We start from the raw sequence: 22593 nt of genomic DNA on the forward strand, positions 1-22593 counted from the left end.
CTGGCCGCGCCACCCTGGTGCTGTTCTTCGGCCTGCTGCTGGCCGGCCTGGCCTACACCTTCTGGAGCCTCAAGCAGGACGTCAGTGCCAGCGGCGCCACCGTCACCACCCTTACGCCCTTCCTGCTGCTTGGCCTGGCGCTGCTGATCGCCCTGGGCTTCGAGTTCGTCAACGGTTTCCACGACACCGCCAACGCCGTGGCCACGGTGATCTACACCCACTCGCTGCCGGCGCCGGTGGCGGTGGTCTGGTCGGGCTTGTGCAATTTCCTCGGCGTGCTGCTTTCCAGCGGCGCGGTTGCCTTCGGCATCATTGCCCTGTTACCGGTGGAGCTGATCCTGCAAGTCGGCTCCTCGGCCGGCTTCGCCATGGTCTTCGCCCTGCTGCTGGCAGCGATCATCTGGAACCTCGGCACCTGGTGGCTGGGCCTGCCGGCATCGTCCTCGCATACCCTGATCGGCTCGATAATCGGCGTGGGCGTGGCCAACGCGCTGATGCACGGACGCGACGGCAGCAGTGGCGTGGACTGGACCCAGGCCAGCAAGGTCGGCTATGCCCTGCTGTTCTCGCCCTTGATCGGTTTCGCCTGCGCCGCCCTGCTGTTGCTGGCCCTGCGCGCGCTGGTCAAGCGCCGCGAGCTGTACCAGGCACCGCAGGGGCAGACCCCGCCGCCGTGGTGGATCCGCGGCGTGCTGATCCTCACCTGTACCGGCGTGTCGTTCGCCCATGGCTCCAACGACGGGCAAAAGGGCATGGGGCTGATCATGCTGATCCTGGTGGGCACCTTGCCGATGGCCTACGCCCTGAACAAGACCATGCCCAGCGAGCAGGCCCTGCAGTTTTCGGCAGTCGCCGAAGTGACCCGCCAGGCGCTGGTGCGCGCGGCGCCGGAGCCGGCCCCGGTCGATCCGCGCCAGGTCCTGACCGCGTTCATCGGCGAGCCCCGGGCCAGCGCCGAGCTGGTCCCGGCCTTGGCCGCGCTGACCGGCATGATCGGCGAGGAGGTCAAGGGCTATGGCTCGTTGAACCGCGTCCCGGCCGAGGCCATGGCCAACGTGCGCAACGACATGTACCTGACCAGCGAAGCGATCCGCCAGCTCGAAAAACAGCAGTTGCTGGCCTTCGACGCCGACACCCAGCGCCATGTGCAGTTGTTCAAGCGCCAGCTGGACGACGCCACCCGTTATATCCCGCTGTGGGTCAAGGTGGCGGTGGCCATCGCCCTGGGCCTGGGCACCATGGTCGGCTGGCGGCGCATTGTGGTGACGGTGGGCGAGAAGATCGGCAAGACCCACCTGAGCTATGCCCAAGGGGCTTCGGCGGAGGTGGTGGCGATGTGCACCATCGGCGCGGCGGACCTGTTCGGCCTGCCGGTGTCGACCACCCATGTGCTGAGTTCGGGCGTGGCCGGGAGCATGGTCGCCAATGGTTCGGGGATCCAGCGGCGCACGCTGGTGAACCTGCTGATGGCCTGGGTACTGACGCTGCCGGCGGCGATGTTGCTGGCAGGATGCTTGTACTGGTTGTTGAACCAGATCCTTTGAGGATCTTGCCGCTGGGGGCGCAAGGCGCCCCCTACAAGCCCAAGTCGAGCGCCAATACTCAACACCTTAGGCCGGAATCTGCAGGCCCCGCTGCACGGCCGGACGCTCGAGGAAGGCCGCCAGCACCCGCTGCACTTCCTTGAAACGCTCGAACTCCACCAGGTCCCGGGCGTTGTAGCGCTCCACCAGGTTACGCACCCAGGGGAGGATGGCGATATCGGCGATGCTGTAGTCATCGACCATCCACTGGCGGCCTTGCAGATGACGGTCGAGCACGCCCAGCAAGCGCTTGGACTCGTTGACGTAGCGGTCGCGCGGGCGCTTGTCCTCATAGGCCTTGCCAGCGAAGAAATGGAAGAACCCCACCTGGCCGAACATCGGCCCGATGCCGCCCATCTGGAACATCAGCCACTGCAGGGTCAGGTAACGCTGGGCCGGGTCGTGGCTAAGCAACTGGCCGCTCTTTTCCGCCAGGTATTGCAGGATCGCGCCCGACTCGAACAACGCCAGCGGCTGTCCACCTGGCCCCGCAGGGTCGAGGATCGCCGGAATCTTGTTGTTGGCGCTGAGCGAGATGAACTCCGGGCTCAGTTGCTCCTCGCTGTCGAAGCTGATCTTGTGCACCTCGTAAGGCAGGCCGATCTCCTCGAGCATGATCGACACCTTGACGCCGTTGGGCGTGGCCAGCGAATACAGTTGCAGGCGCTGCGGGTGGCGGGCCGGCCATTTGCGGGTGATGGGGAATGCGTTGAGGTCAGACATGCTCGCGCCTTGGCAGTGGGAAAGGGCCAATCTAATCGTCCGCAGGCATCCTGACCATCACCCAGTCTCGGTGGCGCTCATCGCCGCAGGGAAAGATCGCCTCCCCCACCTTGCGAAAACCGTTGCGCTGGTAAAAGCGGATCGCCCGCGCATTGCCTTCGTTGACGGTCAGGCGCACCGCGCCGGGCGCCTGGGCCAGGGTGACCTCGAGCAGTTGCTGCGCCGCGCCCAGGCCGTGGGCACAGGGCACTACATAGCAGCGGGATATCTCGACCAGTGGGTCGGCGTCGGCGATACCCAGCGTACCGGGGGCCAGATCGAGCATGCTGTAGCCCAGCACCTGGTCCACCTGCTCCACCACCAGCAGGCGCTTGTGCGGGTCGCGCAGATGGGCCTGGAAATGCTCGGGCTGCAGGTTGTGCGCGATGTAGTGTCGCAGCGCCGCAGGCGCGCTGTCGGGCGGGCTGGCCAGGGCAAAGGTGGCCTGGCCAACCTGGCTCAGGGCCACACAGTCGTCACTGCGGGCCGGGCGAATCTGGTAGGGCATGGCAACATCCTGTCGAGCAGCCGGATTGCCTGCGACAATGCCAGCCCAGCCCGGGCGCTGCAAATGAAAAGGCGACCCGGCACGCGCCGGGTCGCCTGCGGCGGACCTCAACGGGCCCGCACTGCCTCCGCCCCTTGCGAGATGATCACTTCCACCCGCCGGTTGAGCTGGCGCGAATGGGCATCGCTGTTGCTCGCCACCGGGTGCGCCTTGCCATAGCCGCTGGTGGCGATACGCGCAGGCTCCACCCCCTGGCGCTGCAACGCACGGGCCACGGCCTGTGCACGGTTCTCCGACAAGCGCAGGTTCAGCGCGTCACCGCCAGTGGAATCGGTGAAGCCTTCGATGCGCACCTGGCGCTCGGGGTTGTCGCGCAGGAACTGCGCCAACCGCTGGATATCGTCATGGCTGCGGCCACGCAGCTCGGCACGCCCGGTGTCGAACAGCACATCGCCGAAGGTCACCACCGTGCCACGCTCGCTCTGCTGGCCCTTGAGGGCCTTGAGCGCATTGAGCTGGGCGGTACGCACCTGCAGGCGTGCTTCGGCGCGACGGGCCTCGATCCCGCGCATGCCGGCCTCGGCCTGGCGCAGGCGGATGGTGGCTTCAGCCGTCTCGATCTGGCGTTTGGCCAGGTAGGCCAATTGCTCTACCTCGGGCGCCTTGCGATCGCTCAGCGAAACCGCCTCGGCCTTGCCCAGCGCGGCTTGCGCCTGCTGGGTCTCGAGGGCAGCCATGCGGTGCGCCTGCGGTTTGCCCTGCAACGCCGTGAAGGCTTCACGGGCCTGTACCAGGTCTGGACTTTCCGGAGTGGCGGCGCAACCGCCGACCACCAGGGCAAGCACGGTCATGGCCGGCAACAGATAACGTTTCGACATGTTCGGCTCCTTATTGGCCAGGCTGGGTCGGCACGGCATTCGGCTCGCTCAGCAATTCATGCTTGAGCACATCGATGCCTTTTTCCGCCGTGTTCAACTGCTCTTCGGCACGCGACGCCCGGGCCTTGGTTTCCGCCAGGCGGGCATCGGCCTCGGCCTGCTGGGCCAAGGTCCGCACCTGTTCGTAGTGTTTTTCGCCCAGGGCGCGGTCCATCGCACCGAGCTTGTCCTGGGCAGCGCGCATCTCTAGCGGCGCGTATTGGGTTGCATCGGCGGTGACGGCGCGGTGGACGGCGCTGCGGGTGAGTTCGACCTGTTCGGTGGGTACCACCACGCTGGCACAGCCGCCCATGATCATGAGCACACCGACCAGCGGCAACGTCTTGCGATTGAAACGGACACGCATGGAAAAGCTCCTTGGCTGCGCTCGCGCTCAGGGTGATCGGCGAACATCGCTGATCACGGCAAAGCGCGGGAAATGTCTGAGCGGCTCATCAAGAAAGCGACCGCACTCGTATGTCGAATGCGTTCGCACTAAGGAAATCGAGAGCGCTCATGACAGACTGCTGCAAAAGCTGGGTAAGACTATTCCCAGCGAACAGCCAGCCGAATAGGACTTTTCAACAGTGGGCTATAAGGATTTTCAACAAGGGGAGCGGCGCTGGAGCACCGCTCGATGACCTGACGCTCAGCGCTGGCCATGGGCCTGAAGCTTGAGTTGTTCGGTATCGACCCGCACGAACACCGAGTCGGCGCGCACGGTCAGCACATCGCCGGCCCAGACCTCGCAGATCACCCGGCTCTTGCGCCCGAGCTCGCCCTCGACACGCGCCTTGAGCAGCAGCTCGACGCCCATCGGCGTGGGCTTTAGGTAGCTCAACCCGAGTTGACCGGTAACGCAGTCGATGCGCGGCAGGCTGCCCGGCTCGCGGCCTTCGGCGCGGTAGTGGTAGGCCATGGCGGCCCAGTTGGAGTGGCAGTCGACCAGCATCGCCAGCAGACCGCCGTAGACCAGCCCGGGCCAGCCGGTGAAGGTCGCGTCCGGGGTGTGCCGGCACAGCAGGTGGATACCGTCGGCGTCCCAGTGGCTCTGCACATGCAGGCCGCTGGGGTGGGCACAGCCGCAGCCATAGCAGATACCGTCGGGAGCGGCGCGGTGTTGCAGGGAGTCGGTCATGGGCGTCCTTTGCTTGTTGGTGTTGGGGCAGGTAGCGCAGACCGATGGTAGCGCCCCGCCCCACCTGCGCCAATGAGCAATGTAGGAGCCAGCTTGCTGGCGAACCAGGCAACGCGGTGCACGGCAGCTTTCAGGCGTTGAGCAACACGCCGACCCGGTTGCGCCGCTGGGTCAGCGACACCAGCAAGATGAACAAGGTAACCCCGGCCGTCATCAAGGTTTCGTAGCGATAGGCGTCGCTGAACAGCATGTAGCCCAGCACCATCAGGATGGTGCCGATCACCAACCAGGTCAGCCAGGGGAACAGCCACATTTTCAACTCCAGCGCGCGCCCTTCACGCTCGGCGCGGGCGCGCATGCGCAACTGCGACACGGCGATCACCAGGTATACCAGCAAGGCGATGGCGCCGGTGGTGGACAGCAAAAAGCCGAAGACCTTGCCGGGAAACACATAGTTGACCAGGCATCCGGCAAAACCGGCGAGGGTCGAGAGGATCACCGCCACGGTCGGTACGCCGGCGCCGGAAATGCGCTTGGTCATTTGCAGCGCCTGGCCACGAGCGCCCAGCGAATAGAGCATCCGCGAAGCCGTGTACAAGCCGGAGTTCATGCAACTGGTGACCGCCACCAGCACCACCAGGTCTACCAGCAGCTTGGCGCCAGGCACGTTGAGCACTTCCAGCACCCGCTGGAACGACCCCACCGCCTTGAGCCCCGGGTCGTTCCACGCCACCAGCGACACCACCAGGAAGATCGACGCCAGGTAGAAGATGGCGATGCGGTACACCACCAGGTTGGTGGCGCGGCGGATCTTGTCCTTGGGGTTGGCGGTCTCGTCGGCAGCGATGGTGACGATCTCCGCGCCGAAGAACGAGAAGATGGTGATCAGCACACCGCCCAGCACAGTGCCAAAGCCGTTGGGCATGAAGCCGCCGTTGTCCCACAGGCGGCTGACCCCGGACACCTCGGCCAACGGCCAGGCACCGAACACCGCCAGGCTGCAGACCACGATGAAGGCGATGATCGCCACCACCTTGACCAGGGCGAACCAGTATTCGAAGGCGCCGAAGTTCTTCACGCTGACCAGGTTGGTAGCCGACAGCAACAGCATGATCAGGAAGGCGAACAGCCAGGACGGCACGCCAGGGAAGTAGGCATGCAGGATATCCGCGCCGGCAATCGCCTCGACCGGGATGATCAGCACCCAGAACCACCAGTACAGCCAGCCGATGGTGAAGCCCGCCCATGGCCCGATGGCCTGCGAGGCGTAGGTCGAGAATGAGCCGCTGTTGGGGTTGGCGATGGCCATTTCACCTAGCATGCGCATCACCAGCAGCACCAAAAGGCCAGTCATGGCGTAGGAAATGAGGATGGCAGGGCCTGCGGTGGCAATGGCGTTGGAGGAGCCGATGAACAGCCCCGCGCCGATGATGCCGGCAATCGAGATCATCGACACCTGGCGCGAGGTCAGGCCGTGTTGCAGGGCGCGCTGTTTCTTGTTGTCTGGCGATGCCATGGGGAACCCTCGAGTGGGTCGGCCGCCGCGGGGGCGACTGAAGTTGGAGCAACATTCAAGACTGTTTGAGTTGCACGTTGTTGTTCTTGTCAAACGCCGGCAATGGGCCAAGCCGCCTTTGCAAATAACCAGTTGTCAGCGTTGATGCAGGTCAGTATTAATCTATAGGCACGCGCCAACAAACGACCTTTTCGAAGCACATCATTCCCTTAAAGAATGAATTCCTTCCGTTTTTGCAGGGTAACGCCTCGTCATGTCCAAACGCCTGATGCCTTCGACCACCGCCCTGCAATGCTTCGAGGCGGCCGCCCGCCATCTGAGCTTCACCCGCGCGGCGCAGGAACTGCACCTGACCCAGAGCGCCGTCAGCAAGCAGGTGGCGCAGCTCGAGGACATGCTTGCCCACCCATTGTTCCAGCGTATTCGCCGGCGCCTGCAACTGACCCCCGCGGGCGCGCTGTACCTCACCGAGGTGCACAAGATCCTCACCCAGATCGACATCTCCAGCCGCTACATCCTCAGCTACGGCGACGAGACCGAGGTGCTGCGCATCGCCACCCAGCCGACCTTCGGTGCGCGCTGGCTGGTGCCCAGGCTCAAGGGTTTCGGCGACCGCCACCCGCGCATCCACCTGGACATCCGCAACGAGCTGGAACCTTTCGACCTGGTGCAGGCCAAGGCCGATGTCGCGTTCTTCTTCGGCCAGGGCACCTGGCCGGGGGCGACCTGCATCGAGCTGTTCAGCGAGGCGGTGATACCGGTATGTGCCCCAACGCTGCTGGCGCAGCGGCGCTTTGCCAGCGCTGGCGAGCTGGCCGAACACCGCCTGCTGCAATGCGCATCGCGCCCGGAGGCCTGGCATGAATGGTTCCTCGGCCTGGGGCTGCACAGCCAGAACAGCTACCACGGACCACGCTTCGACACGTTCTACCTGTGCATTCGCGCCGCCATCGCCGGTTGCGGCGTCGCCCTGATCCCGCGCTACCTGGTGGCCGAGGAGCTGGCCGAGGGCAAGTTGGTGGTGGCCTGGGACCACCCGCTGGCGAGCAACGGCCGGCATTTCATGGCCCATGCCGAGCATGCCGCCGAGGTGCCCAAGGTGCGGGCGTTCGTCGAATGGATTCGCGAGCGAGTGGCGCAGGCCGATTGAAAGCCGTCGCGGGACACGAAATATCATGAATTTAAGGAATGACCGCAATCCAATAATTCGTTTGCACAATATATCCGCGGCACGCTTGGATATTAATCAACTCGAACAACAGGCCACTCGCGCATGCACCAGGAAAGTATCAGCCAGTCCATTGCCATCGTTCATCCGATCACACTTTCCCATGGCCGTAATGCCGAAGTCTGGGATACCGAAGGCAAGCGTTATATCGACTTCGTCGGCGGTATCGGCGTACTCAACCTGGGCCATTGCAACCCTGCGGTGGTCGCGGCCATCCAGCAGCAAGCCACGCGCCTGACCCATTACGCCTTCAACGCCGCCCCCCATGGTCCCTACCTGGAACTGATGGCACGCCTGAGCACGTTCGTGCCGCTCAGCTACCCGCTGGCCGGCATGCTCACCAACAGCGGCGCGGAAGCGGCCGAGAATGCCTTGAAAGTTGCCCGCGGCGCCACCGGCAAGCGGGCCATCGTCGCCTTCGACGGCGCTTTCCATGGCCGCACCCTGGCCACCCTCAACCTCAACGGCAAGGTCGCCCCGTACAAGCAGCGGGTTGGCGAACTGCCCGGCCCGGTGTACCACCTGCCCTACCCCAGCGCCGACACCGGGGTGACCTGCGAACAGGCACTCAAGGCCATGGAGCGGCTGTTCAGCGTCGAGCTGGCGGTGGAAGACGTGGCCGCGTTCATCTTCGAGCCGGTGCAGGGCGAAGGCGGCTTCCTCGCCCTCGACCCAGCCTTCGCCCAGGCCCTGCGCCGCTTCTGTGACGAGCACGCAATCCTGATCATCATCGACGAGATCCAGTCCGGCTTCGGCCGCACCGGCCAGCGCTTCGCCTTCACCCGCCTGGGGATCGAGCCGGACCTGCTGCTGCTGGCCAAGAGCATTGCCGGCGGCATGCCCCTGGGCGCGGTGGTCGGCCGCCGGGAGATCATGGACTCGCTGCCCAAGGGCGGCCTGGGCGGCACTTATTCGGGCAATCCGATCGCCTGTGCGGCGGCCTTGGCGAGCCTTGCGCAGATGACCGACGACAACCTCGCCACCTGGGGCGAACGCCAGGAGCAGGCCATCGTCGCACGCCATGCACGCTGGAAAGCTGCAGGATTGTCCAGCTCGCTCGGCCGTCTGACCGGCGTCGGCGCCATGCGCGGTCTGGAGCTCGTCAACGGCGATGGCAGCCCAGCACCGGCACAGTTGGCCAAGGTGCTGGAGGCAGCGCGTGCCAAGGGGTTGTTGTTGATGCCCAGTGGCAAGGCGCGGCATATCATCCGCCTGCTGGCGCCGCTGACCATCGAGGCCGAGGTGTTCGAGGAAGGGCTGGATATCCTCGAGCAGTGCCTGGCTGAACTGGGGTAAGGCTTACAGGCCCAGCTCTTCGGGGGTGGGCATGTCGCATTCGAAGGCGATCCAGCCGCCTTCGAGTTCGGCATGGCCGTTGACGATCAGGCCGTAGTAAGTAAGGCCATTTTCCAACGTGACGCAGATGTGCGTGGCGCCTTTTTCTGGTGCCGCGAGCGTTCCGACGAAATGCACCTTCTTCAGCACTTCGGTTACCGCCTCGAGGCCCACGCGCATGTTGCTGTTTTCCGAAGCCTCGGTGTCGCCCCCACGGTCTTCGGCGCTGACGGTCACGGTGGCGATGTAGGGGTACTTGCTGCTCAAGCGGGGTTACCTCGGGGTAGGGTGCGAAAATTGGCGCTAGGGTACGGCAGACGGTGGTTGTTGTCTCTAGCGGCCTCGTGGAAGGTACGGCATGGCCTCCCCCGCCCCGATCTGTTAGGGTGCCCGCCGATGCACGCCACACCACGCGAGGATACCGAGTGAGCGCAGAACTTCCCCTGATCGCCGACCTGTTCGAGGTCGACAAACGCCTGACCCTCAAACCCGTCGTGGACTTCAACGCCTACCTGCGCAACGCCTTCGGCGACGGCCCCTGCCGCTGCCACCGCTGCGTCGAGGGCAATGCCGACGAGAGCACCTACAGCCACCGCCACAGCTTCGAACTGGAAGGCCGCACCCTGCACCGACGCTTTGCCAGTACTGCCGGCAGCGACGTGTTGATGGTACTGAAGAAGGCGTGGCTGTCCTACACCAAGGCCGAACTGATCACCGTCGGCGCGTTGGACATGACTACCCTCAAGGCCTTCACCGACGTGGCCCTGCACGAACGCCTGCTGGCCCTGTTGCCGGCCAGCGGCCTGGCACGTGAAGCCGAGGGCCAGTGGCAACTGCAGGTACTCGCCGACTGACGGTCACCCCGGCAGGATTCTCCCGCTCTGCTACCTTGGGAGAATCCTCACCCGCAGGTGACCCGCCATGGCCCGCACGACTCCCATCGAGCTGTACCGCAATATCGGCATTGTCGCTCACGTGGATGCCGGCAAGACCACCACCACCGAACGGATCCTGTTCTACACCGGGGTCAACCACAAGATGGGCGAGGTGCACGACGGCGCCGCGACCATGGACTGGATGGCTCAGGAGCAGGAGCGCGGCATCACCATCACCTCGGCGGCCACCACGGCCTTCTGGCAGGGCTCGACCAAGCAGTTCGAGCACAAGTACCGCTTCAATATCATCGACACCCCCGGCCACGTCGACTTCACCATCGAGGTGGAGCGCTCGCTGCGCGTGCTCGATGGCGCGGTGGTGGTGTTCAGCGGCGCCGACGGCGTCGAGCCGCAGTCCGAGACGGTGTGGCGCCAGGCCAACAAGTACCATGTCCCGCGCCTGGCCTATATCAACAAGATGGACCGCCAGGGCGCGGATTTCCTGCGCGTGGTCAAGCAGATCGACAAGCGCCTGGGGCATCACCCCGTGCCAATCCAGCTGGCCATCGGTGCCGAGGAAAACTTCATCGGCCAGATCGACCTGGTGAAGATGAAGGCCATCTACTGGAACGACGCCGACCAGGGCACCAGCTATCGCGAAGAAGAGATTCCGGCCGAGCTCAAGGCACTGGCCGATGAATGGCGCGCGCACATGATCGAAGCGGCGGCCGAAGCCAGCGACGAGCTGACCATGAAATTCCTCGACGGCGAGGAACTGACCATCGACGAAATCAAGGCCGCCCTGCGCCAGCGCACCATCGCCAATGAGATCGTGCCGACTATCCTCGGCTCATCGTTCAAGAACAAGGGTGTGCCGCTGATGCTCGACGCGGTGATCGACTACCTCCCCGCCCCCTCCGAAATCCCGGCGATCAAGGGCACCGACCCGGACGATGAAGACAAGCACCTGGAACGCCACGCCGACGACAAGGAACCGTTCTCGGCCCTGGCCTTCAAGATCGCCACCGACCCGTTCGTCGGCACCCTGACCTTCGCTCGCGTCTACTCTGGTGTGCTCAGCTCCGGCAATGCGGTGCTCAATTCGGTCAAGGGCAAGAAGGAGCGTATCGGCCGCATGGTGCAGATGCACGCCAACCAGCGTGCCGAGATCAAGGACGTGTGCGCCGGCGATATCGCCGCGTTGATCGGCATGAAGGACGTCACCACCGGCGACACCCTGTGCGACATGGACAAGCCGATCATCCTTGAGCGCATGGATTTCCCCGACCCAGTGATCTCCGTGGCGGTGGAGCCGAAGACCAAGGGCGACCAGGAGAAAATGGGCATCGCCCTGAGCAAGCTGGCCCAGGAGGACCCGTCGTTCCGGGTCAAGACCGACGAGGAAACCGGCCAGACCATCATCTCCGGCATGGGCGAGCTGCACCTGGACATCATCGTCGACCGCATGCGCCGCGAGTTCAACGTCGAAGCCAATATCGGCAAGCCGCAGGTGGCGTACCGCGAGAAGATCCGCAACACCTGCGAGATCGAAGGGCGTTTCGTGCGCCAATCAGGCGGGCGTGGCCAGTATGGCCACTGCTGGATCCGCTTCGCCCCGGGCGACGAAGGCAAGGAAGGCCTGGAGTTCGTCAACGAGATCGTCGGCGGCGTGGTGCCGCGCGAGTACATCCCGGCGATCCAGAAAGGCATCGAGGAGCAAATGAAGAACGGCGTGCTCGCCGGCTACCCGCTGATCAACCTCAAGGCGGCGGTGTTCGACGGCTCGTACCACGACGTCGACTCCAACGAGATGGCCTACAAGATTGCCGCCTCGATGGCCACCAAGCAGTTGTCACAAAAAGGCGGCGCGGTGCTGCTGGAGCCGGTGATGAAGGTCGAGGTGGTGACGCCCGAGGAGTACCAGGGCGACATCATGGGCGACCTGAGCCGGCGCCGGGGGATGATCCAGGATGGCGACGAAACGCCGGCCGGCAAGGTGATCCGCGCCGAGGTGCCATTGGGCGAGATGTTCGGCTACGCCACCTCGATGCGCTCGATGACCCAGGGTCGGGCCAGCTACACGATGGAGTTCACCCGCTATGCCGAGGCACCGGCGAGCATTGCCGATGGCATCGTGAAGAAGAATCGCGGCGAGTCATAAGACACACGATCCTTGTAGGAGCGGCCTTGCGTCGCGAAAGGGTCGCGAAGCAGCCCCGGCGCTCTTTGCCCAACACTGAAATCCTGGGGCCGCTACGCGGCCCTTTCGCGACGCAAGGCCGCTCCTATAACGATCGTACCCGTAAGCACAAATTCAGTGCTGATCACCCGCCCGCTTGAGCAGCTTCTTGCAGCGTTCCGACAGATGCACCACCCGCAACTGCTTCCCGGCCTTGGCATACCGCTCGCGCAAGGTCTGCAACGCAGCTATCGCCGAATAATCGACAAAGCTCAAATGCTGACAATCCAAGGTCACCCTGGCCGGATCATTGGCCGGGTCGAACTGGTTCAGAAACGGCGTGGTCGAGGCGAAGAACAGCGTGCCATGCACCTGGTAATGCTTGTCGCCTGCCGCATCGACATGACTGTCGGCGTACAGCTCGCGGGCATGCTGCCAGGCGAAGTTGATCGCGGCGATGACGATGCCGAACAGCACCGCCGTGGCCAAGTCGGTGAACACCGTCACCACCGTCACCGCGACGATCGCCAGCACATCGCTCACCGGCACCTTGTGCAGCACCCGCAAGGAGGCCCAGGCGAAGGTCTGCTGGGCGACCACGAACATCACCCCGACCAGCGCCGCCAGAGGAATGCGTTCGATCAGCGGTGACAGGAACAGCACGAATAGCAGGATCATCACCCCTGCCACCACGCCCGACAACCGACCCCGGCCATTGGAACTGAGGTTGATCACCGTCTGGCCGATCATCGCGCAGCCGCCCATGCCGCCACACAGACCCGAGACCATGTTGGCCGCGCCCAGGGCCACGCACTCGCGGTCCGGGTAACCGCGGCTTTCGGTGACCTCGTCGGTGAGGTTGAGAGTCAGCAGGGTTTCCAGCAGGCCGACCATGGCCATCAACACCGCATAGGGGGCGATGATCTTCAGGGTCTCGAGGTTCCACGGGATATCCGGCAGGGCCAGCGACGGCAAGCCGCCGGCGATGTGCGCCATGTCGCCGAGGGTGCGCGTTGGCAGCCCCAGCAGGTACACCAGCAGGCCAACACCGAGGATCGCCACCAACGCCGGCGGCACCGCGCGGGTCAGTTTGGGCAGTACGTAGACCACCGCCATGGTCAGCGCCACCAGGCCGATCATCAGGTACAGCGGCGCACCGCTGAGCCAGTGTTCACCGTCCTTGAAATGCTCCAGCTGAGCCAGGGCGATGACGATGGCCAGGCCATTGACGAAGCCAAGCATCACCGGGTACGGCACCAGGCGCACCAGCTTGCCCAGGCGCAGCGCGCCGAACAGGATCATCACCACCCCGCCCAGCAGCACCGTGGCCAGCAGGTACTGGGCACCGTGCTGCACCACCAGGGCGACGATCACCACCGCCATGGAGCCGGCAGCGCCGGAAATCATGCCCGGGCGGCCGCCGAACAGCGCGGTGAGCGTGCAGATGATAAAGGCGCCATACAGGCCCATCAGCGGGTTGAGGTGAGCCACCAGGGCGAAGGCGATGCACTCCGGCACCAAGGCGAACGAAGTGGTGAGGCCGGCGAGCAGGTCGGCGCGTAGGCGTGCGGGTTTCATGGAGATCCTGTAAACAACCCCGCGCAATAGGGCCGCGAGGGGTGAGCTTGAAATCGAGGACCGGGATGTTACGGAATTTGTCTGACAGCAGCCACCGCGCATTAATTCATCCCGCTGTGATCCACACCCGGCAAGATGCCGACAAATTTGCCATCATGTTCACTCCACCCGCGGAGATCATGGACATGCCGCTACGCCCCCTCCTCGCCTCGCTGCTGCTGGCCGCCAGCCTGACCGCCCAGGCCGCCACCGAGGTTATCCCGCTACAGCACCGCAGCAGCGCCGAACTGCTGCCTGCCGCCCAGTCGTTTCTCGGCAAGGATGGCACGGTCAGCACCTTCGAGGACAAGCTGATCGTCAACGCAGCGCAGCAGCGCATCGACGACCTGCGCGCCCTGCTGCAACAACTCGACACCGCGCCCAAGCGCCTACTGATCAGCGTCGACAACAACGACAGCAACTTCCAGGACAACCGCGGCAACGCGCGGGTCATCCGCTACGGCACCGCCAACCGCGAAGGCGGCATGCAGCAGGTGCAGGCTAGCGACGGTCAGCCGGCACTGATCCAGGTGGGCCAGAGCATCCCCGTCACCAGCACCGCCACCGACGGTTACGGGCGCATCCAGAGCAACACCGAATACCGCAATGTCACCCAGGGTTTCTACGTCACGCCACGCCTGAGCGGCGACACGGTTCGTCTGCAAATCAGCACTAATAATGATCGAATGAGCCAGGAACGTGCCGATGTAGTGAAAGTGCAGAGCACCGACACGACCGTCACCGGCAAGCTCGGCGAGTGGATCACCCTGGCCGGGTTCAATCAGCAGAGTCAATCCGAACGCAGCGCGTCAAGCCTCAGTTACAGCACCCAGCGCGGTGAAAACATGACTTTGCGGGTCAAGGTCGACCTGGTCGACTGATCCCAGGCAAATCAAGGCCTCGACCAAGGGCCTTGAAACTGACCGCCAAGTCGCGTTAGACCAAAGATGTAGTAACACAAAAAAAGCACTACAAAACATTTGACAGGCTCTTTTTGGCAAGGGCATGATGGCCTCGCTCCCGCTAATCAGAGGCCCTGGCAAGGGTCTTCGAGGTGCGCTCCTCCCACCGTGGAGGCACCTCGTGTCCATACGGCCCACAAGGCGGTTCGACGGGATTGCGACTGCAACGAAGAAGTTGTCCCGAGGGACGGAAGCGCATCACCGCAGTTCTGGCAATCGCGTCGCACCGCAGCAAGGCATCCACGAGCCAACCTGCAGGGCACACCTTCGCCTGGCCTGCCCACCCTTCCCCTTCGCACTTCCCCGTTCGCCGCCGCACTCCCCCGGACAGCACAGCCTGGCCCTCTGAGCCGCGTATCCGAGCATCAGCACAATTACACTCAAGATCGATGCGACGAGGTTTATTTCCATGGCACTGACACGCGAACAGCAAATTGCAGCCCTCGAGAAAGACTGGGCCGAAAACCCGCGCTGGAAAGGCGTGACCCGTACCTACACCGCCGCCGATGTCGTTCGCCTGCGTGGCTCGCTGCAACCGGAGCATACCCTGGCTCGCCAGGGCGCAGAGAAACTGTGGAAGCTGGTCACCCAAGGTGCCCACCCGTCCTTCCGCCCAGAAAAAGATTTCGTCAACTGCATGGGCGCCCTGACCGGCGGCCAGGCAGTGCAGCAGGTCAAGGCCGGCATCCAGGCCATCTACCTGTCCGGCTGGCAGGTTGCCGCCGACAACAACTCGGCCGAGTCGATGTACCCCGACCAGTCGCTGTACCCGGTTGACTCGGTGCCGACCGTGGTCAAGCGCATCAACAACTCGTTCCGTCGCGCCGACCAGATCCAGTGGAAAGCCGGCAAGAACCCAGGCGACGACGGCTACATCGACTACTTCGCGCCGATCGTGGCTGACGCCGAAGCCGGTTTCGGCGGCGTACTGAACGCCTACGAGCTGATGAAGAACATGATCGAAGCAGGCGCCGCCGGCGTGCACTTCGAAGACCAACTGGCCTCGGTGAAAAAATGTGGCCACATGGGCGGCAAGGTCCTGGTACCGACCCAGGAAGCCGTGCAGAAGCTGGTAGCCGCACGCCTGGCCGCCGACGTTGCTGGTGTACCGACCATCATCCTGGCCCGTACCGACGCCAACGCCGCCGACCTGCTGACCAGCGACTGCGACCCGTACGACCAGCCGTTCGTGATCGGCGAGCGTACCCGTGAAGGTTTCTACAAGGTACGCGCCGGCCTCGACCAGGCCATCTCCCGCGGCCTGGCCTACGCTCCGTACGCCGACCTGATCTGGTGCGAAACCGCCAAGCCGGACCTGGACGAAGCCCGTCGCTTCGCCGAAGCGATCAAGAAGGAATACCCGGACCAACTGCTGTCGTACAACTGCTCGCCGTCCTTCAACTGGAAGAAGAACCTCGACGACGCCACCATCGCCAAGTTCCAGCGCGAGCTGTCGGCCATGGGCTACAAGCACCAGTTCATCACCCTGGCCGGCATCCACAACATGTGGCACGGCATGTTCAACCTGGCGCACGACTACGCCCGCAACGACATGACCGCCTACGTCAAGCTGCAGGAGCAGGAGTTCGCCGACGCCAGCAAAGGCTACACCTTCGTGGCGCACCAGCAGGAAGTCGGCACCGGCTACTTCGACGACATGACCACCGTGATCCAGGGTGGTGCTTCGTCGGTTACCGCACTGACTGGTTCGACCGAGGAAGAGCAGTTCCACTGATAGCTGTGAACTGTTGAACAAGGCCCGGAATTCGCGAGAATTCCGGGCCTTTTTCATTTCCAGGCCAAACGCTGCCTCCTGTAGGAGCGGCCTCGTGTCGCGAAAGGGCCGCAAAGCGGCCCCGGCGATCTTTGCATGAAGGCTGAGATCCTAGGTCTGCTGCGCAACCCTTTCGCGGCACAAGGCCGCTCCTACAGGGGTCGCATTACCAGCAAAACCCAGGATCAGGTCTAAGCTTGTGGCTACCCCACAGCAAGGACTGCCCATGCCCCGCCCTGGCCACCTGCTCATCGTCGCCATCGCAGCCGCCGCCTTCTATCTATATGCGCTGGCCAGCGACAACGCCCTGCTTGGCCTGCTGGTCAAACCCATTCCGGTGCTCGCCCTGATTGCCTGGCTGAGCACCTTCCCCGCCACACCCTACCGTCGCTGGATCATGATCGGCCTGGCCTTCTCGGTGCTCGGCGACATCCTCCTGGCCATCCCCCGCGACCTGTTCGTGTTCGGCCTGACCGCGTTCCTTTGCGCCCACCTGGCGTACCTTCGCGGTTACTACAGCCTGACCCAACGCCCGGCCTATCCCTCACTGGCCCTCGCACTGCTGGTAGGCGCCTCGCTGCTCGGCCTGCTCGCCAGCCACGGCCTGGGCCCACTGCTGATCCCGGTGGCGCTGTATGCCCTGGCGATCGGCTGCATGCTCTGGCGCGCCTTGGCCTGTGGCGGACTCGCGGCGCTGGGCGCTTGCGCCTTTGTGTTCTCCGACAGCCTGATCGGCATCGACCGCTTCGTCAGCCCGTTCGCCGCCGCCGAGTACCTGATCATCCTCGCCTACTGGCTTGGGCAGTGGCTGATTGCCACGTCCGTGACCCGCAGCGCAAACGATAAAGTATTGATCCAGGGCGGTGCACCTGGCAGCGCAAAATGCTAGAACGAGGGTTTTTCCCATTGGCAAGGGGGCGCGATTGGCCGACGAACTTTGCAAGGCTCAGAAAGGCTAAAACAATACAGCTCAAGTTAAATGATATTAATTATCATTACACAATTAGCCAGCCGTTACGCCATGCAAGAAACATAATTAACAAAACCGCATGCAATGCCCGAAAATCAAGGCTTTCAGCCAGTTACGAACGATTTTTGTTTTTAAACCTACGAATAAATTTGCAACGGAAATTTTACTTGCTCAGGGTTTACCCATAAAATCAGCGCGATTGATTCAGCTGCGACATTTGGTCACTGCGTCTGCGACACCACGTCGCCGCTCTACTTTTTACAGACTGCAGAGCTGGGTCTCTGTATAAGGATTTCAAGCATGTCAGATTCGGTAGGTCTCATCGCCCACAACTGGGGCTTTGCCATCTTCCTCCTGGGTGTCGTCGGCCTGTGTGCCTTCATGCTCGGCCTGTCCAGCCTGCTCGGTAGCAAGGCCTGGGGTCGCGCCAAGAACGAACCCTTCGAATCCGGCATGCTGCCCGTCGGCAGCGCCCGCCTGCGCCTCTCCGCCAAATTCTATCTGGTCGCGATGCTGTTCGTGATCTTCGATATCGAAGCCCTCTTCCTGTATGCATGGTCTGTGTCCGTCCGCGAAAGCGGCTGGACCGGATTCGTCGAAGCACTCGTTTTCATTGCAATTCTGTTGGCTGGTCTTGTCTACCTATGGCGCGTCGGGGCGCTCGATTGGGCTCCCGAAGGTCGCCGCAAGCGGCAAGCGAAGCTGAAACAATGAGGCTTTGGCATGCAATACAATCTCACCAGAATCGATCCGGATGCACCCAACGAGCAGTACCCGGTCGGTGAACGGGAAACCGTCACCGATCAACTGCTAGAGGACCAGGTCCACAAGAACATCTACATGGGGAAACTCGAGGATGTGCTGCGTGGCGCGGTCAACTGGGGTCGCAAGAACTCCCTCTGGCCGTACAACTTCGGCCTGTCCTGCTGCTACGTGGAAATGACCACGGCCTTCACGGCACCCCACGACATCGCCCGCTTCGGCGCCGAAGTCATCCGGGCCTCGCCGCGTCAGGCCGACTTCATGGTCATCGCCGGTACCTGCTTCGTCAAAATGGCGCCGATCATCCAGCGCCTGTACGAGCAGATGCTCGAGCCGAAGTGGGTCATCTCCATGGGTTCGTGCGCCAACTCCGGTGGCATGTACGACATCTACTCGGTCGTTCAGGGGGTCGACAAGTTCCTCCCCGTGGACGTCTACGTGCCTGGCTGCCCGCCGCGCCCCGAGGCATTCCTGCAAGGCTTGATGCTGCTGCAGGAGTCGATCGGCCAAGAACGACGCCCGCTTTCCTGGGTGGTTGGCGATCAAGGCATCTACCGTGCCGAGATGCCCGCCCAGAAAGACCTGCGTCGCGAACAGCGCATTGCGGTTACCAACCTGCGCAGCCCCGACGAAGTCTGATCCAGCGACCTGCCGCCCGCTCCCGAAGGAGCAGGCGGCCTGGCTTCATTCTTAACGTTGACCCAAAGCGACCGAGACCATGACAGCGGACAACGCTATTTATATTCCGCCTTACAAGGCTGACGACCAGGATGTGGTCGTCGAACTGCACAACCGATTCGGCGCCGACGCTTTCGTCGCCCAGGAAACCCGCACCGGCATGCCGGTACTGTGGGTAAAGCGTGCCCAGCTCAAGGAAATCCTCACCTTCCTGCGCAACGTCGCCAAGCCGTACAGCATGCTGTACGACCTGCATGGCGTCGACGAGCGCCTGCGCACCCAGCGCCGCGGCCTGCCGGCCGCCGACTTCAGCGTGTTCTACCACCTGCTGTCGGTCGAGCGTAACAGCGACGTGATGATCAAGGTGTCGCTGAGCGAAGGCGACCTCAACCTGCCAACCGTCACCGGCATCTGGCCCAACGCCAACTGGTACGAGCGTGAAGTCTGGGACATGTTCGGCATCGACTTCGCCGGCCACCCGCACCTGAGCCGTATCATGATGCCGCCGACCTGGGAAGGTCACCCGCTGCGCAAGGACTACCCGGCCCGCGCCACCGAATTCGACCCCTACAGCCTGACCCTGGCCAAGCAACAGCTTGAAGAGGAATCGGCACGTTTCAACCCGGAAGCCTGGGGCATGAAGCGTTCGGGCGCCAACGAGGACTACATGTTCCTCAACCTCGGCCCCAACCACCCTTCGGCCCACGGTGCCTTCCGTATCGTCCTGCAGTTGGACGGCGAAGAGATCGTCGACTGCGTCCCGGACATCGGCTACCACCACCGTGGCGCCGAGAAGATGGCCGAGCGCCAGTCGTGGCACAGCTTCATCCCCTACACCGACCGTATCGACTACCTCGGCGGGGTGATGAACAACCTGCCGTACGTGCTCGCGGTGGAGAAGCTGGCCGGCATCCAGGTGCCGCAGAAGGTCGACGTGATTCGCATCATGCTCGCCGAATTCTTCCGCATCACCAGCCACCTGTTGTTCCTGGGTACCTATATCCAGGACGTCGGCGCCATGACCCCGGTGTTCTTCACCTTCACCGACCGCCAGCGCGCCTACACCGTGATCGAGGCGATCACCGGTTTCCGCCTGCACCCGGCCTGGTACCGCATCGGTGGCGTCGCCCACGACCTGCCGCGCGGCTGGGACAAGTTGGTCAAGGACTTCGTCGAATGGCTGCCCAAGCGCCTCGACGAATACACCAAGGCCGCCCTGCAGAACAGCATCCTCAAGGGCCGTACCATCGGCGTTGCCGCGTACAACACCAAGGAAGCCCTGGCCTGGGGCACCACCGGTGCCGGGCTGCGTTCCACCGGTTGCGACTTCGACCTGCGTAAAGCCCGCCCGTACTCCGGCTACGAGAACTTCGAGTTCGAAGTACCGCTGGCCCACAACGGCGATGCCTACGATCGCTGCATGGTCCGTGTCGAAGAGATGCGCCAGAGTATCCGCATCATCGACCAGTGCCTGCGCAACATGCCGGAAGGCCCGTACAAGGCGGATCATCCGCTGACCACGCCGCCACCGAAAGAGCGCACCTTGCAGCACATCGAAACCCTGATCACGCACTTCCTGCAAGTCTCGTGGGGCCCGGTCATGCCGGCCAACGAGTCGTTCCAGATGATCGAGGCGACCAAGGGCATCAACAGTTACTACCTGACGAGCGATGGCGGCACCATGAGCTACCGCACCCGGATCCGTACCCCGAGCTACCCGCACCTGCAGCAGATCCCTTCGGTGATCAAAGGCAGCATGGTCGCGGACTTGATCGCGTACCTGGGCAGTATCGACTTCGTTATGGCTGACGTGGACCGCTAAGCATGAACAGCACGCTTATCCAAACCGACCGTTTCGCCCTGAGCGAAACCGAGCGCTCGGCCATCGAGCACGAGATGCACCACTACGAGGACCCGCGCGCGGCGTCCATCGAAGCCCTGAAGATCGTCCAGAAAGAGCGCGGCTGGGTGCCTGACGGCGCCATCTACGCCATCGGCGAAGTGCTGGGCATTCCGGCCAGCGACGTCGAGGGCGTGGCCACCTTCTACAGCCAGATCTTCCGCCAACCCGTTGGCCGCCACATCATCCGCGTGTGCGACAGCATGGTCTGCTACATCGGCGGCCATGAGTCGGTGGTCAGCCAGATCCAGAGCGAGCTGGGCATCGGCCTCGGCCAGACCACCGCGGACGGGCGCTTCACCCTGCTGCCAGTATGCTGCCTGGGTAACTGCGACAAGGCCCCGGCGCTGATGATCGACGACGACACCTTTGGCGACGTGCAACCTGCCGGCGTCTCCAAGCTGCTGGAGGGTTACGTATGACCATCACTTCCTTCGGCCCGGCCAACCGCATTGCGCGCACCGCCGAAACCCACCCGCTGACCTGGCGCCTGCGTGACGACGGCGAGCCGGTCTGGCTGGCCGAGTACGAGTCCAAGAACGGCTATGCCGCCGCGCGCAAGGCACTGGCCGAGATGTCCGCCGACGACATCGTGCAGAGCGTCAAGGACTCCGGCCTCAAGGGCCGTGGCGGCGCGGGCTTCCCCACTGGCGTGAAGTGGGGCCTGATGCCCAAAGACGAATCCATGAACATCCGCTACCTGCTGTGCAACGCGGATGAAATGGAGCCCAACACCTGGAAGGACCGCATGCTGATGGAGCAACAGCCCCATCTGCTGGTCGAGGGCATGCTGATCAGCGCCCGCGCGCTGAAGGCCTACCGTGGCTACATCTTCCTGCGTGGCGAATACACCACCGCAGCGAAGAACCTCAACCGCGCCATCGATGAAGCCAAGGCTGCGGGCCTCTTGGGCAAGAACATCCTCGGTTCGGGCTTCGACTTCGAGCTGTTCGTGCACACCGGAGCCGGGCGCTACATCTGCGGTGAAGAAACCGCACTGATCAACTCGCTCGAAGGCCGTCGCGCCAACCCGCGCTCCAAGCCGCCCTTCCCTGCCGCCGTCGGCGTGTGGGGCAAGCCGACTTGCGTGAACAACGTCGAGACCCTGTGCAACGTGCCGGCCATCGTCGCCAACGGCAACGACTGGTACAAGTCGCTGGCCCGCGAAGGCAGCGAAGACCACGGCACCAAGCTGATGGGTTTCTCCGGCAAGGTGAAGAACCCGGGCCTGTGGGAGCTGCCGTTCGGCGTCACCGCCCGCGAGCTGTTCGAAGACTACGCTGGTGGCATGCGCGACGGCTTCAAGCTCAAGTGCTGGCAGCCAGGCGGCGCCGGTACCGGCTTCCTGCTGCCCGAGCACCTCGACGCGCAGATGTACGCCGGTGGCATCGCCAAGGTCGGCACCCGTATGGGTACGGGCCTTGCCATGGCGGTCGACGACAGCATCAACATGGTCTCGCTGCTGCGCAACATGGAAGAGTTCTTCGCCCGCGAGTCGTGCGGCTGGTGCACCCCCTGCCGTGACGGCCTGCCGTGGAGCGTGAAGATGCTCCGCGCCCTGGAGAAAGGCCAGGGCCGCGCCGAAGACATCGAGACGCTGCTGGGGCTGGTCAACTTCCTCGGCCCAGGCCGTACCTTCTGTGCTCACGCACCAGGTGCCGTCGAGCCATTGGGCAGTGCCATCAAGTACTTCCGCTCGGAGTTCGAGGCCGGTGTCGCGCCGCAAAGCGCCGGCGCCCTGCGCCCGGACCTGGCGAAACCGATTGTGGTAGGCGCATAACAAGATAGACCGCGGGTGGTCCGTGCCACCCGCCAGCCTGCCGGCCGGCCCGCATGAAGCGTGGCGTGCCACAGGCTCACCGATTTCCATTAGCCACGCCCGCTCACGC

Annotated in this window: 21 protein-coding genes; 13 read left to right on the top strand and 8 right to left on the bottom strand. The window is 63.7% G+C overall.

The features are described from left to right. Positions 1-1544: inorganic phosphate transporter (locus E3U47_RS18820; RefSeq protein WP_256660305.1), on the top strand; the 1544-nt coding region annotated here is incomplete at its 5' end. 66 nt (positions 1545-1610) lie between these two features. Here the strand turns inward: E3U47_RS18820 and E3U47_RS18825 are convergent. The 6 genes from E3U47_RS18825 to E3U47_RS18850 form a co-directional block, all read right to left on the bottom strand. After that, positions 1611-2306, bottom strand: a complete 696-nt coding sequence (locus tag E3U47_RS18825; RefSeq protein WP_134693176.1) for a glutathione S-transferase N-terminal domain-containing protein — start codon at positions 2304-2306, stop codon at positions 1611-1613. A 31-nt stretch (positions 2307-2337) separates the two neighbouring features. Beyond that, positions 2338-2853, bottom strand: a complete 516-nt coding sequence (locus E3U47_RS18830) for a GNAT family N-acetyltransferase (RefSeq protein ID WP_134693177.1) — start codon at positions 2851-2853, stop codon at positions 2338-2340. Positions 2854-2960: 107 nt separating this feature from the next. Then, entirely contained in the window at positions 2961-3731 is a 771-nt protein-coding gene (locus tag E3U47_RS18835; protein ID WP_134693178.1) for an OmpA family protein, read from the bottom strand. Positions 3732-3741: 10 nt separating this feature from the next. After that, on the bottom strand, positions 3742-4137 hold the full coding sequence (locus E3U47_RS18840; protein ID WP_134693179.1) for a DUF4398 domain-containing protein: 396 nt from the start codon (positions 4135-4137) through the stop codon (positions 3742-3744). A gap of 282 nt (positions 4138-4419) precedes the next feature. Then, positions 4420-4908 (bottom strand): PaaI family thioesterase, encoded by a 489-nt coding sequence (locus E3U47_RS18845; protein ID WP_134693180.1) that lies wholly within the window; start codon positions 4906-4908, stop codon positions 4420-4422. Between the two features lie 130 nt (positions 4909-5038). After that, positions 5039-6424, bottom strand: a complete 1386-nt coding sequence (locus tag E3U47_RS18850) for an amino acid permease (RefSeq protein WP_134693181.1) — start codon at positions 6422-6424, stop codon at positions 5039-5041. Positions 6425-6677: 253 nt separating this feature from the next. On the opposite strand from E3U47_RS18850, the gene gcvA reads away from it, so the two are divergent. Beyond that, entirely contained in the window at positions 6678-7574 is an 897-nt protein-coding gene (gene gcvA, locus E3U47_RS18855) for a transcriptional regulator GcvA (protein ID WP_134693182.1), read from the top strand. A gap of 123 nt (positions 7575-7697) precedes the next feature. Next, complete coding sequence (locus E3U47_RS18860; protein WP_134693183.1) at positions 7698-8948, top strand: aspartate aminotransferase family protein; 1251 nt, start codon at positions 7698-7700, stop codon at positions 8946-8948. Positions 8949-8951: 3 nt separating this feature from the next. Here E3U47_RS18860 and E3U47_RS18865 read toward each other — a convergent pair whose 3' ends face one another. Beyond that, positions 8952-9254 carry a hypothetical protein gene (locus E3U47_RS18865; RefSeq protein ID WP_046855047.1) on the bottom strand — a complete coding sequence of 101 codons (303 nt, stop codon included), beginning with the start codon at positions 9252-9254 and terminating at the stop codon, positions 8952-8954. 158 nt (positions 9255-9412) lie between these two features. Between E3U47_RS18865 and E3U47_RS18870 the strand changes: the two genes are divergently transcribed. After that, positions 9413-9841 (top strand): hypothetical protein, encoded by a 429-nt coding sequence (locus tag E3U47_RS18870; RefSeq protein ID WP_134693184.1) that lies wholly within the window; start codon positions 9413-9415, stop codon positions 9839-9841. A 67-nt stretch (positions 9842-9908) separates the two neighbouring features. Further along, positions 9909-12023, top strand: coding sequence for an elongation factor G (gene fusA, locus E3U47_RS18875; protein ID WP_134693185.1), 2115 nt, complete (start codon positions 9909-9911; stop codon positions 12021-12023). A 153-nt stretch (positions 12024-12176) separates the two neighbouring features. On the opposite strand, the gene E3U47_RS18880 is transcribed toward fusA, so the two are convergent. Continuing rightward, the gene (locus tag E3U47_RS18880) at positions 12177-13619 is read right to left on the bottom strand and encodes a SulP family inorganic anion transporter (protein ID WP_134693186.1); all 1443 of its coding nucleotides are present in this window, start codon (positions 13617-13619) and stop codon (positions 12177-12179) included. Between the two features lie 155 nt (positions 13620-13774). Between E3U47_RS18880 and E3U47_RS18885 the strand changes: the two genes are divergently transcribed. The 8 genes from E3U47_RS18885 (at position 13775) to nuoF (ending at position 22484) form a co-directional block, all read left to right on the top strand. After that, positions 13775-14539 (top strand): secretin N-terminal domain-containing protein, encoded by a 765-nt coding sequence (locus tag E3U47_RS18885; protein WP_256660306.1) that lies wholly within the window; start codon positions 13775-13777, stop codon positions 14537-14539. A gap of 490 nt (positions 14540-15029) precedes the next feature. Then, positions 15030-16355, top strand: coding sequence for an isocitrate lyase (gene aceA / locus E3U47_RS18890; protein WP_134693187.1), 1326 nt, complete (start codon positions 15030-15032; stop codon positions 16353-16355). Between the two features lie 265 nt (positions 16356-16620). Next, on the top strand, positions 16621-17283 hold the full coding sequence (locus E3U47_RS18895) for a lysoplasmalogenase (RefSeq protein ID WP_134693188.1): 663 nt from the start codon (positions 16621-16623) through the stop codon (positions 17281-17283). A gap of 381 nt (positions 17284-17664) precedes the next feature. Continuing rightward, positions 17665-18078 (top strand): NADH-quinone oxidoreductase subunit A, encoded by a 414-nt coding sequence (locus tag E3U47_RS18900; RefSeq protein WP_043209159.1) that lies wholly within the window; start codon positions 17665-17667, stop codon positions 18076-18078. A 9-nt stretch (positions 18079-18087) separates the two neighbouring features. Continuing rightward, positions 18088-18765, top strand: a complete 678-nt coding sequence (locus E3U47_RS18905) for an NADH-quinone oxidoreductase subunit B family protein (protein ID WP_008096180.1) — start codon at positions 18088-18090, stop codon at positions 18763-18765. 79 nt (positions 18766-18844) lie between these two features. Then, positions 18845-20626 (top strand): NADH-quinone oxidoreductase subunit C/D, encoded by a 1782-nt coding sequence (nuoC, locus tag E3U47_RS18910; RefSeq protein WP_023630474.1) that lies wholly within the window; start codon positions 18845-18847, stop codon positions 20624-20626. 2 nt (positions 20627-20628) lie between these two features. Next, entirely contained in the window at positions 20629-21126 is a 498-nt protein-coding gene (gene nuoE, locus E3U47_RS18915; RefSeq protein WP_012313767.1) for an NADH-quinone oxidoreductase subunit NuoE, read from the top strand. Continuing rightward, positions 21123-22484: an NADH-quinone oxidoreductase subunit NuoF gene (gene nuoF / locus E3U47_RS18920; RefSeq protein ID WP_134693189.1), complete on the top strand. Its 1362-nt coding sequence runs from the start codon at positions 21123-21125 to the stop codon at positions 22482-22484. The genes nuoE and nuoF overlap by 4 nt, the downstream gene beginning before the upstream one ends. Positions 22485-22593 lie beyond the last annotated feature (109 nt).

This window comes from Pseudomonas sp. RIT623 (assembly GCF_004519305.1).
In the GTDB taxonomy this organism is placed as follows: domain Bacteria; phylum Pseudomonadota; class Gammaproteobacteria; order Pseudomonadales; family Pseudomonadaceae; genus Aquipseudomonas.